We start from the raw sequence: 11,679 nt of genomic DNA, 5'->3' as shown, positions 1-11,679 counted from the left end.
GACCTGCTTCAGCCGGATCGCCGCCGACAGCCCCGCCGGCCCCGCGCCGACGATCACAACGTCGAATTCCATGCTCTCGCGTTCAGGCAGCTCGCTAGCGTCAGTCATTCACTCTGTCTCCGATTGGCCAGGCTCCGCTTGGTTGGGGCGCGGCCTTCTCCCTTTTTGGGCGTCTTCCCCGTTTGGCTATCTCTTGTCAAAACGGGAGGGGATTGTCGAGCCGGGAAGCGACAGCCGATCCTCCAATTCGCACAACTGGCAAGGAAATTAGTTTCCCTTTACGTCAACGTCAATATCACGGTGCTTCCGCTTGCTGTTTATCGGCTTTCAAAAAGGGTTCGCGGCATTCTATAAATCTGTTGGAAATATCCGGACAGCATAGAGGTGAACATATGGATCTCGGCATCAAGGGAAAGCGGGCGCTGGTTTTGGCTTCATCCAAGGGTCTCGGTCATGGCATTGCCGTGGCGCTGGCGCGCGAGGGTGCGAATGTCCTGCTTTGCGGCCGCAGCGGCGAGAGGCTGGAGAGCAATTGCAAGGCCATCAATGCCGAAGGAAAAGGCCGGGCGGATTGGATCTGGGCCGATCTCAACGACGAGATGTTCGTCGAGACTGTCAGCAAGGCGGTAACCGACAAGCTCGGCGGCCTCGACATTCTTGTCAACAATACCGGCGGGCCGACGCCCGGGACCTCCGAAGATATGACCGCCGACCGACTGGAAACCTATTTCCTGTCGATGGTGGCGCGGGTCATCACGCTGACCAATACGCTGCTTCCGGGCATGAAGGCACAGGGTTGGGGACGCATCCTGACCGTTGCCTCCTCCGGCGTCATCGAACCCATCCCCAATCTGGCACTTTCCAATACGCTGCGGCCTGCGCTTGCCGGCTGGAGCAAGACATTGGCGGCGGAAGTGGCGGCGCATGGCATTACCGTGAATATGCTGCTGCCGGGCAGCATTGCCACCGATCGGCTGGCGGACCTTGACAATGTGGCGGCCAAACGCAGCGGAAAAAGCCTGGAGGAGATCGAAGCCGAGCGGCAACAGCGCATTCCCGCCGGACGCTACGGCCGGGTCGAGGAATTCGCGGCGACGGCCGCCTTTCTTTGCAGTGAACCTGCAAGCTATGTCACGGGCTCGATGATCCGCTGCGATGGCGGGGCGGCGCGTTCTCTTTAAAAGACGCAGTCAAGGCGAGGCCTCGCCTTCAGAAAAACGGACTTCTGAACACAATTGCGTGAGAAACAAATGGGCCGGCGCTAGGCACTAACTCTGCCGATTCCGGGTAGGTGAAGGCAAAAGATCAGCGTTTCTCTGCTGTTATTACATAGCGGCAATCAAAAAATAGTCATTTCGCCTATTTATTGCACTGCAAACGGAAGCATTCCCGCAAAGCTTTCCAACTGTTAATTTTTCGCCCTGTCGAACTGTGGTAGGTTACTGCGAACTGACGTTCATCAATTCACGTTATAGGGACAGAATACCGAACGTTAGCGGTAACGGCGATGTGATGGGTTCCGGTGAAACGCGCTCTTTTGTGCGTTGCAACAGATCCAGTTCAAAGTGACCGCGCCTCCTGCAACTCGCCTCGACCGGTTTTTAATATGAAGAAATTTTGGCTTTCACTTGGCCTTCTCGTTGTCGCAGCTCTTGCAGTCTGGAGCTACCGCGACCGTATTCCCTTTGTGTCCGCTTTAATCGACAGGGCATCCGCCAAGACCGAGGAAAGCAGCAAGGCAGCGGATGCCGGCGGCCACGGCAAGCGTCAGGCGACGACCCAGGTCGTCAAGACTGTGGCGGTCGCGAAAAGGACACTCGCCAACGACGTTACCGCCACTGGCTGGGCCGACGCGCAGGACACGACGACGATCGCCGCGCAGGAATCGGGCATTATCACCTCGATCGTGGCTCAGGATGGCGCCATGGTCAAGGCCGGCGACCTGATCGCCAAGCTCGATGCGCGTACGGCCCAGGCGTCTGTCGACAAAGACCAGGCAACGCTTGCCAAGGACCAGGCGACGCTCACCGAAACCGAAGCGGCGCTGACGCGGGCCAAGACCCTGCTGAATGGCGCCGGCACGCAGCAGACGGTGGACCAGGCTGTGGCGGCTCGCGATACCGCTGTCGCGACGGTCAACGGCGACAAGGCACAGCTTGCGTCCGATCAGGTTCTGCTTGAGCACACCGAAATCCGCGCGCCCTATGATGGCCGCCTCGGCGATGTTACCCTCAGCGTAGGCGCTTATGTGAGCGCCGGCACGGCAATCGTGTCGATCGCTCAATACGATCCGATCTACGTCAAGTTCCACCTGCAGGAGAGCCACCTGCGCGAACTGGAGGAAGCGATGAAGGCCGGGACTGTCCCCGTCAGCACCGTGCCCCGATCGGCTGAAGGCAAGTCACGCGAGGGCGCGATGAGCTTTTATGACAATCAGGTCGACGCCGCATCCGGAACGATCCTCGCGAAGGCGAAATTCAACAATGCCAATGGCGCCATCTGGCCCGGCCAATCCGTCAACATCGTCGTACACTTCAACGACAACCAGCCTGTTCTCGTCGCGCCAACGGTTGCGGTCAGCCCTGGCCCGGACGGCTTCTTTGCCTTCGTCGTCAAGGACAACAAGGTGCACATGACACCGGTCACCGTTGCGCGCCAGAATGGTGGATACAGCGCGGTCGCCAAGGGCCTTTCGGAAGGCGACCACGTCGTGACCGAAGGTCAGGTACAGTTGAACGACGGCCAGAGCGTCGTCGAGCAATTCAGCGATGCCCCGCCGCAGAAAGTCGCCTCGGCTGAGGATCAGTCGAGTCAGAAAACCGAAACGATCTCTGTCGGAGCGCAGCAATGATCCCCAGCTTCTGCATCAGGCGGCCGGTCGCGACGACGCTTTTGGCCTTGGGGGTGGTCATGGCAGGCTGGGCAGGCTATCGCCTCGTGCCTGTGGCGGCTTTGCCGCAGGTCGACTTTCCGACCATAAACGTCACCGCACAGTTGACTGGCGCCTCGCCGCAGACCATGGCGACGTCGGTTTCGACGCCGCTGATCAAGCAGTTCGAAACGATTCCCGGCATCAGCGAAATCTCGTCGACGAACTCGCTCGGCAACACCAGCATCGTGCTGCAATTCGACCTCAACCGCGATATCGACGCCGCTGCGGCTGACGTCCAGGCCGCAATCTCGCACGCGACGCGTCAGTTGCCCGACAATCTGACCGTGCCGCCGAGCTATCGCAAGACCAATCCGGCCGATGCGCCGGTCATGCTGCTGGCCGTGCAGAGCGATACGATGCCGCGCAGCAAGCTTGACGAAATTGCCGAAGATATCATTTCGCCGTCACTGTCCACTCTTCCGGGCGTGGCGGAAGTGACGGTGTTCGGCGCCCAGACCTATGCCGTACGCGTCGAAGTCGATCCCGCCAAGCTGCAGGACCGCAGCATCGGCATCGATACGGTCAACACTGCCCTGGTCAACGCCAACAGCCAGGTTCCGGTGGGCACTCTGCAGAACAATTCGCAGAGCATGACCATCAACTCCAACACGCAGCGCACGAATGCCGCGGAGTTCCGGTCGCTTGTCATCGCCAACCCGAACGGCGCGCCGATCCACCTCAGTGACGTTGCAGACGTGCAGGACAGCGTGGAAAACACCAATGCCGGTTCCTGGTATGATGGCAAGCGGGCGATCATTCTTGCCATCCAGCGCCAGCCGGATGCCAATACGGTCGATGTGGTCGACGCCATCAACGCCAAATTGCCGCAGCTCCATGCGGAAATTCCGGGCTCGGTGAAGACGACCGTCATGAACGATTCAGCGCAGCCGATCCGCGCTGCGATATCGGACGTCAAATTCACGCTGATGCTGACGATCGGCCTCGTCGTGCTGGTGATCTATCTCTTCACCGGTCATGTCACGGCAACTATCATCCCCGGCCTTGCCGTGCCGCTGTCGCTCATTGCGACCTTCGGCATGATGTATATTCTCGGATATAGCATCGACAATATCTCGCTGCTCGGATTGACACTCGCGGTCGGTCTCGTGGTGGACGACGCCATCGTCATGCTTGAGAACATATTGCGCCATGTCGAAGAAGGCATGCCCGTGCTCGAGGCGGCGCTCAAAGGGTCGGCGGAAGTCAGCTATACGATCATATCGATGTCGATTTCGCTGATTGCCGTGTTCATTCCGATCCTGCTGATGGGCGGCGTCGTCGGCCGCATCTTCAACGAGTTCGGCATGGTCGTCGCCATCGCCATTGTATCTTCTGCGATCGTGTCGCTCACCGTCACCCCCATGCTCAGTTCGCGCCTGTCGGCGGGCCATGGAGAGCCCCCTTATCCGGTACGTCTCTTCAACGCAGGCTTCGATTGGACCCAGCGCGGCTATGACAAAGGCGTCGCCTGGTGCCTTCGCCATCGCGGCACGGTGCTGCTGAGCTTCTTCGGCTCGGTCGCCCTCTCGGCGTATCTCTTCATGGTACTGCCGGCGAGCTTCTTCCCGACCGAAGATATCGGCCGCCTGACGATTTCGACGCAGGCGCGGCAGGATATTTCCTATCCGGCAATGCAGGACCTGCAGAACCAGGCCGCCGCACTCGTAAAACAAAATCCGGCCGTCGCTCACGTCATGTCGATCGTCGGCGGCAACGCGCGTCAGCCGCTGAATAACGGCACGATGTATGTGGAGCTCAAGGCTAAGGACCAACGAGAACCGCTGGACAATACCCTGCGGGAATTGCGCGCCAGCATCAGCAAGATTGCCGGCCTGAAGGCCTATATCACGCCTCAGCAAAGCCTCCGCTTCGGCGGCCGTCAGACCGCCAGCCAATATCAGCTCGTCATCCAGGCCCTGAGCGCCGACCAGACAAATCTCTGGGCTAACAAAGTCCAGGATGCGATGCGACGAGACCCGCGCTTCACGGACGTCGCCTCGGATGAGCAGAACAATGCATTGCAGGCCAACATTGTTGTCGATACCGAAAAGGCAGCCCAATACGGGATCAACAATAATCAGTTGCGCACATCACTGGAAGAAGGCTTCGGCGGTTATGCCGCGGCTCAGATCCAGTCCACCGGCGACAGCTACGACGTGATTGTCGAGTTCGACACGAGCAAGCCCTGGGACGACCAGAAGCTGCAGGAAATCCAGATCGCCTCGTCCAGTGGCGCCCTAGTACCGCTGTCGAACTTCGCCCATGTCGAGCGCACAACCGGCCCGGTCACTATCAACCAAACTGGCCAGCTCGTTTCCACGACCGTCTCCTTCAACCTGCCGGCCGGCGAAGCACTTGGCGACGCCACCGCCCAGATCGACCAGATCAAGAAGGACATCAACATGCCGGCGGACGTTTTCACGTCCTATGGCGGCACCGCCCAGATCTTCCAGCAGTCGCAAGGCAGCACGCCTTACCTCATCCTTGCCGCTGTTCTGACGATCTATGTGGTTCTCGGCGTTCTCTATGAGAGCTTCATCCATCCGCTGACCATCCTTTCCGGCCTGCCTGCAGCCGCGCTCGGCGCGCTGCTTGCCCTGAAGGTCTTCGACTTCGACCTGTCTATCATCGCACTCATCGGCTTGCTGATGCTGATCGGTATCGTCAAGAAGAACGCGATCATGATGATCGACGTGGCGCTCGAAACGCTTCGATCGACCGCCGGCATCTCGGCCTCGGAGGCGATCCATGAAGCCTGCGTGCGCCGCTTCCGTCCGATCATGATGACCACCTTCTGCGCCCTGCTCGGCGCGCTGCCGATCGCCGTCGGCGGTGGCGCAAGCTCGGAACTGCGTCAGCCGCTCGGCATTGCGGTCGTCGGAGGCCTTGTCGTCTCGCAGATTCTGACGCTGTTCATCACGCCGGTGATCTTCCTGGAGATGAACCGCCTGAACGACTTCGTCGGCCGCCTCGGCAAGCGCAAGGACAAGCACCAGCACGAAGAAGAGAGACCGACCGCCATCGCGGCCGAATGAGAACGGACGGGCGCCACGAGGCGCCCTTTTCAGTTTCGCATGATCGGGAACCCGAAACCGCACGCCCAACGCTGAGAAGCGATTTTCGGGCAAGAGCATTCCGAAACAAATACTCTCTCAAGTCTTGCACTTGCAGCCCAGCCATGCCATGACGCGCCCTCTTTACGACAAGGGCGCGTCTCGCGTTCCATAAGGGGCATCGCCCCATTCCAAAAAATTTTCAGCAGAAGGGAGTGCGGGCATGGCTCGGGCGCTTGGTTTGGACTTCGGCACAACGAACACGGTTTTGGCGATGGCCGATGGCCCGGCGACGCAATCGGTCGCCTTCACCAGTGTCGCCGGCACTGCCGACAGTATGCGCACGGCGCTGTCCTTCATGAAGGATCCTGGACTGGGTGCTGCCGCGCTGAAGGTCGAGGCCGGGCATGCCGCGATCCGACAGTTCATCGACAATCCCGGCGATTGCCGCTTTCTGCAATCGATCAAGACTTTTGCGGCAAGTGCGCTGTTCCAGGGCACGCTGATCTTCGCCAAGCGCCACACTTTCGAGGATTTGATGGAGATATTCGTGCGCCGGCTGCGCGCTTACGCCGGCGACGGCTGGCCGGCGGATGTCGGCCGCATTGTCGCAGGCCGGCCGGTGCACTTTGCCGGCGCAAGCCCGGACGCCTCCCTCGCAACAGCCCGCTATAATGCGGCGCTCTCACGCTTCGGCTTTCCGGAAATCCACTATGTCTACGAACCGGTGGCAGCCGCCTTCTATTTCGCCCAGCACCTGAAAGCCGATGCGACTGTGCTGGTGGCCGACTTCGGCGGGGGCACCACGGACTATTCGCTGATCCGCTTCGAAACCCATGGCGGCAAGCTGACGGCGACACCGATCGGCCATTCCGGCGTCGGCATTGCCGGCGATCACTTCGACTTCCGGATGATCGACAACATCGTTTCGCCGGCGATCGGCAAGGGCAGCCTCTTCAAGAGCTTCGACAAGCTGCTGGAAGTCCCCACCTCCTACTATGCCAATTTCGGCCGCTGGAACCAGCTATCGATCTTCAAGACCTCGCGCGAATATGCCGATCTGAAGACGCTGGTGCGCAGTAGCCTCGAGCCGGAAAAACTCGAGACCTTTATCGAGCTCGTCGAACACGATGAAGGCTATCCGCTCTATCAGGCCGTGTCGGCGACCAAGATGGCGCTTTCAGCCCATGAGGAAGCTGAATTCAACTTCCCGCCGCTTGGCAAGGCCGGCCGCAAAACCGTGCGCCGCAGCGATTTCGAAAGCTGGATCGCCGACGATCTCGCCCGGATCGAAGGTGCGCTGGATGAGGTGCTGGCGACGACCAACACAGCGCCGGAGGCCATCGACAAGGTGTTTCTCACGGGCGGCACCTCTTTCGTGCCAGCGGTGCGCCGCATCTTCACCGAACGCTTCGGTCAGGAACGGATCGAAACCGGCGGCGAGCTGCTGTCGATCGCGCACGGCCTCGCCTTAATCGGCGAGCGCGACGACATCAGTCAGTGGACGGCGTGAGGGTGGCGTACACCCTGCCCTTTCGTTCTTCCGCTGCTTTGGCTAGAGTTCGCCCATGATCTCCGCCAACGACCTCACTCCGGCCGAACTTGCCGCCCTTCTGCATTTTCATGCGGATGCAGGCGTCGAATGGCTGCTCGAAGAGGAGGCCGTTGATCGCTTTGCCGAATTCGCAGCGATGAAGGCCGCTCGCCAAGGCGCCCGGCCGACAGTCCAGCCGCGAGTCGAGCCGCCGCCACCCGCTACAGGCCCGGCAACGCAGCCGGAACGTCGCCAGGCCGCGCAGACGGCCGCCCCGCCGATGTCGCCGCGAAGCGCCCCGGCCATCCCTGATGAGCAAGCTGTCGAGCAGGCGCGATTCGCCGCCGAAAGCGCCCGGTCGCTCAGCGAACTCAAGACGGCACTGGAGGCCTTCAACGGCTGCAATCTGAAAAACAGCGCGCGCTCGACCGTCTTTGCCAGCGGCAGCGCCGAAGGCCGCATCATCGTGGTCGGCCCGATGCCCAGCGCCGACGACGACCGTGAAGGCCTGCCCTTTGCCGGACGAACCGGACAATTGCTCGACAAGATGCTGGCCGCCATCGGTCTTAAGCGAGACGGCATCCTGCTCACCAATGTCATTCCCTGGCGGCCGCCCGGAAATCGTGCGCCGTCAGCACCGGAAGTCGAGATATGCCGCCCCTTCATCGAACGGCAGATCGCGCTCGCGGAGCCGAAAGCCCTGCTGCTGCTTGGCAATTTCACCGCTCGTCACTTCTTCGAAAGCAACGAAACGATTCACGGCTTGCGCGGCCAATGGCGGGACGTGCCGATCGCCGGCCGAGCGATACCGGCAATCGCAAGTCTTCATCCCCAGGAATTGCTGACTGCTCCAATCAACAAGCGATTGGCCTGGAATGATCTTTTGACTTTCAAAAGCCGTATCGACGCAGATTTGAGCTAATTTTTCATCGATGTTAACGGAAGATGAAATTTGCCATGCGTTCTTTGCATGGCAGTATTCCGGCCTTGTGCATTGCGGAATCAATGCTGCATTGCAATATATACGGCGTGTCTTGGGAGGAAATTTGAAAGGAACCAAGGCCATGACTGCTCGTTTCCGTCCTATCCATAGCGGGTTTGATACCCTGCGTCGCGTCATCGTACCCGTGCGCGCCACCAACGGCCATCGCAGCCTCGGCATTGCCGCCAATGAGCAAATGACTGCTCGCGGCACCGGGATGTCTGCCCGCATTGCCCGTCCAACCGCTATATTCGCCGACTTCCGTGAGTGCTGATATCGTGTCGTTAGGTTTGCGCTCGTTTTTCATTCTCCTCGACTGCGTGGGGCATATCGGCTGCGCGGTGCGGGCAGCAGAGGAATTCGAGCGCGCCAGCAGCCTGCGCAAGGGCGACAAGAACGATCTTGGCCCGGCACATGCTGCGACTGCAGCCATCCCGTTGTAGATTTCGAAGAGGCGGACGCGATGGTGCTGCCCCTTCAGTTTCGGATTTCATAATAGATTTTCATGAAGTAGCGCCGGGGAATCCGGCGTTTTTTCGCGTGTTGCTATGCCGAAACGGCACAGGCCGCTGCCGATTGCGCCCACGTAAAAGCTTCATCCACAGCCGCGAGCTTTACAGCCTGCCAACGGCAATATTCATCAAGAAAGTCACGTGACATCCAAAGGCGTGTCTTTTTGGGTTCGTCATACCAACCGAGACCGCCGCCATCGGCAGCCTTGCGCAAAAGACGCTGCAAATGAGTACGCGACATCATGAACTGCGCGGCAATTGCCCGTGTATCGATTCGGCCGAGATTGACGCGTCCATCCACCTCCGTACTCAGATCCAGCCGGGCGACGAGATGGTCCATCACGAGGCCGCCTGCTTCCGTCCAGAGAAATAAACCGACACGCTCCGGCGGCTCGCGCCAGGCGGATGTCTCCAGGCAGCGGCGCGCCATGCGCGGCTGCGCCAGATCGATCAGTACCGGATGAGCGGCAAGCATCGCGGCACGGTCACCATTGTCGAGCAGGTCGAGCGCGGCGAGATTGGCGAGATACCAACTGAACATCGCGGTTTGACTGACTTCGGTCGGCTCGTAGCGACGCGGACGCCGGACAATGCCGGCAGCGGGAACGAGGAAGCGATACGTCAGCAGTTCTTCGATATAGCTCAGTACTGTGTTGCGGCTGGCAACGCGGTATTGCGTAATGACATCGCGGAGCCTGACGACGGTCAGCCCGGAGCCGGCTACGGCCGCATCATATTCGAGATGAAGCGCATAGGCCGTCTGGGTCAGGAGCCAGCGTTGATGCGAGGCCAACAGGCGCGCGATCCGCGGTCCGCTGTCATAACGATCCCGCAGCGCCCCCGCCAAAAAACGCAGGCAGGGTACCAATTCGGGATGGCAAGCAAGTTGCTCGACGGAAAAGCTCAATCGGGCCTCCTTATGGCGCCCTTCTAAAATACTGATCGGAAGGAATTGTTCTCATTTTTTTGAATAAATCTGCCGCCTCAGATCGTAGCTCCGACATTCGATAGCATGCTATAGTCAGGTGAAAACAGTATTATCACAGGATGTTAAACAAATAATTTAACTTTAAAACCATTCTTTCACCATCATATTTTTCAATGACCCTGCGCGACGACGGCATATATCCATCACACGCGTCAGATGCCGTCGCGATTGATCGCGCATCATTGCTGCGTTAGAGCAAGATGCGTTTTTGACGATCCGCATTCGTTTCAACCAATCGACCGGAATATCGCCCCAATGCTGGCCAGCCTCGTCTCGATCGCCAGTCTGATGTTGTCAACGCTGTTGATGATGGTCGGCTATGGCCTGATGAACTTCGTCGTTCCGATCCGCTCCGTGGCGGAAGGCTGGTCGACCTTCACCATTTCGGTGATTGCCACCGGTTACACCTTTGGCTTCACCATATCCTGCATCATCACGCCGCGCTTCGTGCAGCGGGTGGGACATGTGCGCGTATTCGGCGCCCTGATTTCGCTGCTCAGCATCGGCATTCTGCTGTGCGCATTGATGGTCGATTGGCGCGCCTGGCTGGTTTTCCGCTGCATCAGCGGCTTCGGCATCGCCGGCGCCTATCTCATTGTCGAAAGCTGGTTGAACGAGCGGGTCACCAACGACAACCGTGCGACCATCTTCTCGGTCTACATGATCACCTGTCTGGTCGGCTCGATCGGCGGGCAATATCTGGTCCCGCTCGGCGATCCCAGCAATACCTCACTTTTTATCCTCTGCGGCGTCATCTTCGCGCTTGCGATGCTGCCGACGGCGCTATCGACCGCCAAGTCGCCGACGCCGATCCATCAGGCCAAGTTCGACCTGCCGAAACTTTACCGGTTGTCGCCGATCGCCTTCGTCGGCTCTCTGCTATCGGGCGCCCTTTCCGGCACTTGGAGCAGCCTTGGCGGGGTCTATACCCAGAATGTCGGCATGAACACGGCAGAGGGCGCGACGCTGCTCGCCTGCGTGCTCGCCGGCGGCGCGGTATCGCAAATGCCGATCGGCCGCATATCGGACCTGATGGACCGTCGCTATGTGATGATCGTCTGCGGCGTTATCGGTGTCCTTGCCTGCGCCATCATGACGTTATTCAACGTGCAGGCGCAGTTGACGCTCTATATCGCCGGCTTCTTGATCGGCACCGTGCTCTATCCAATCTATGCGCTCAATGTCGCCCATGCCAACGACCGCGCAGCGCCCGACGAATATGTCACCATTTCCAGCGGGATCATGCTGCTTTATGGACTTGGCACGGTCTCCGGGCCGCTGGTTGGCGGCGCAATGATGGAAGTTGCCGGGCCATCCGGCCTTCTCTGGTTCCTGGCCCTCGCCTTTGCGCTCTATGCCGGCTATGCCGGTTGGCGCATCGCCATGCGCAAGCCGCATGAGGGCCGCGTCGAAAAGACGGACTTCCAGTCCATACCTCTGCCTGTCCGGGGCAGCGAACCGACAGTCCGCACGATGCAGTCCACGGCCGACTGATCGCCTAGTATCTGCCGCCAGGGTCGACGAAGTTCCGCCGAGCGAGTTTCACGATCGGCGGAATGGGCTCGTTTCTGCCGCCGGTATTTGCGACAGCAAAACTGAAGCCGACGACGCGATCAAGGCGGCGTTCAACCTGAAATGAAACGTGGCCTTCCTGAGCAAATACTTCGCTCGCCATCAC

10 protein-coding genes are annotated in these 11,679 nt (G+C 59.7%); 8 read left to right on the top strand and 2 right to left on the bottom strand.

Annotated elements, in window-relative coordinates; translation table 11 throughout:
• Nucleotides 1-108 (bottom strand): FAD-binding protein (locus K290_RS37175; protein ID WP_154668555.1); only part of this gene is annotated, 108 nt, incomplete at its 3' end.
• Nucleotides 109-392: 284 nt separating this feature from the next.
• Between K290_RS37175 and K290_RS0104870 the strand changes: the two genes are divergently transcribed.
• The 7 genes from K290_RS0104870 to K290_RS37830 all read left to right on the top strand — a co-directional run bounded on the left by K290_RS0104870 (nucleotide 393) and on the right by K290_RS37830 (nucleotide 8,944).
• Entirely contained in the window at nucleotides 393-1,181 is a 789-nt protein-coding gene (locus tag K290_RS0104870) for an SDR family oxidoreductase (protein ID WP_028750840.1), read from the top strand.
• A gap of 425 nt (nucleotides 1,182-1,606) precedes the next feature.
• The gene (locus K290_RS0104865; protein WP_028750839.1) at nucleotides 1,607-2,851 is read left to right on the top strand and encodes an efflux RND transporter periplasmic adaptor subunit; all 1,245 of its coding nucleotides are present in this window, start codon (nucleotides 1,607-1,609) and stop codon (nucleotides 2,849-2,851) included.
• Entirely contained in the window at nucleotides 2,848-5,967 is a 3,120-nt protein-coding gene (locus K290_RS0104860) for an efflux RND transporter permease subunit (RefSeq protein WP_028750838.1), read from the top strand. The genes K290_RS0104865 and K290_RS0104860 overlap by 4 nt, the downstream gene beginning before the upstream one ends.
• Nucleotides 5,968-6,208: 241 nt before the next feature.
• Entirely contained in the window at nucleotides 6,209-7,498 is a 1,290-nt protein-coding gene (locus tag K290_RS0104855; protein ID WP_028750837.1) for an Hsp70 family protein, read from the top strand.
• 55 nt (nucleotides 7,499-7,553) lie between these two features.
• Nucleotides 7,554-8,441, top strand: coding sequence for a uracil-DNA glycosylase (locus K290_RS0104850; RefSeq protein WP_028750836.1), 888 nt, complete (start codon nucleotides 7,554-7,556; stop codon nucleotides 8,439-8,441).
• A 142-nt stretch (nucleotides 8,442-8,583) separates the two neighbouring features.
• Nucleotides 8,584-8,775 carry a hypothetical protein gene (locus tag K290_RS36095; protein WP_081670229.1) on the top strand — a complete coding sequence of 64 codons (192 nt, stop codon included), beginning with the start codon at nucleotides 8,584-8,586 and terminating at the stop codon, nucleotides 8,773-8,775.
• Nucleotides 8,776-8,779: 4 nt separating this feature from the next.
• Entirely contained in the window at nucleotides 8,780-8,944 is a 165-nt protein-coding gene (locus K290_RS37830; RefSeq protein ID WP_172831042.1) for a hypothetical protein, read from the top strand.
• A 103-nt stretch (nucleotides 8,945-9,047) separates the two neighbouring features.
• Here the strand turns inward: K290_RS37830 and K290_RS33815 are convergent, their stop codons facing one another.
• Nucleotides 9,048-9,920: a hypothetical protein gene (locus tag K290_RS33815; protein ID WP_037134918.1), complete on the bottom strand. Its 873-nt coding sequence runs from the start codon at nucleotides 9,918-9,920 to the stop codon at nucleotides 9,048-9,050.
• Nucleotides 9,921-10,256: 336 nt separating this feature from the next.
• On the opposite strand from K290_RS33815, the gene K290_RS33810 reads away from it, so the two are divergent.
• Complete coding sequence (locus K290_RS33810) at nucleotides 10,257-11,495, top strand: MFS transporter (protein ID WP_037134914.1); 1,239 nt, start codon at nucleotides 10,257-10,259, stop codon at nucleotides 11,493-11,495.
• Nucleotides 11,496-11,679: the final 184 nt, after the last annotated feature.

Origin of the sequence: Rhizobium leucaenae USDA 9039 (genome assembly GCF_000426285.1) — a bacterium.
Classification (GTDB): domain Bacteria; phylum Pseudomonadota; class Alphaproteobacteria; order Rhizobiales; family Rhizobiaceae; genus Rhizobium; species Rhizobium leucaenae.
The sequence above is the reverse complement of the archived record's forward strand: the minus strand, read 5'-3'. Positions and strand labels throughout refer to the sequence as shown.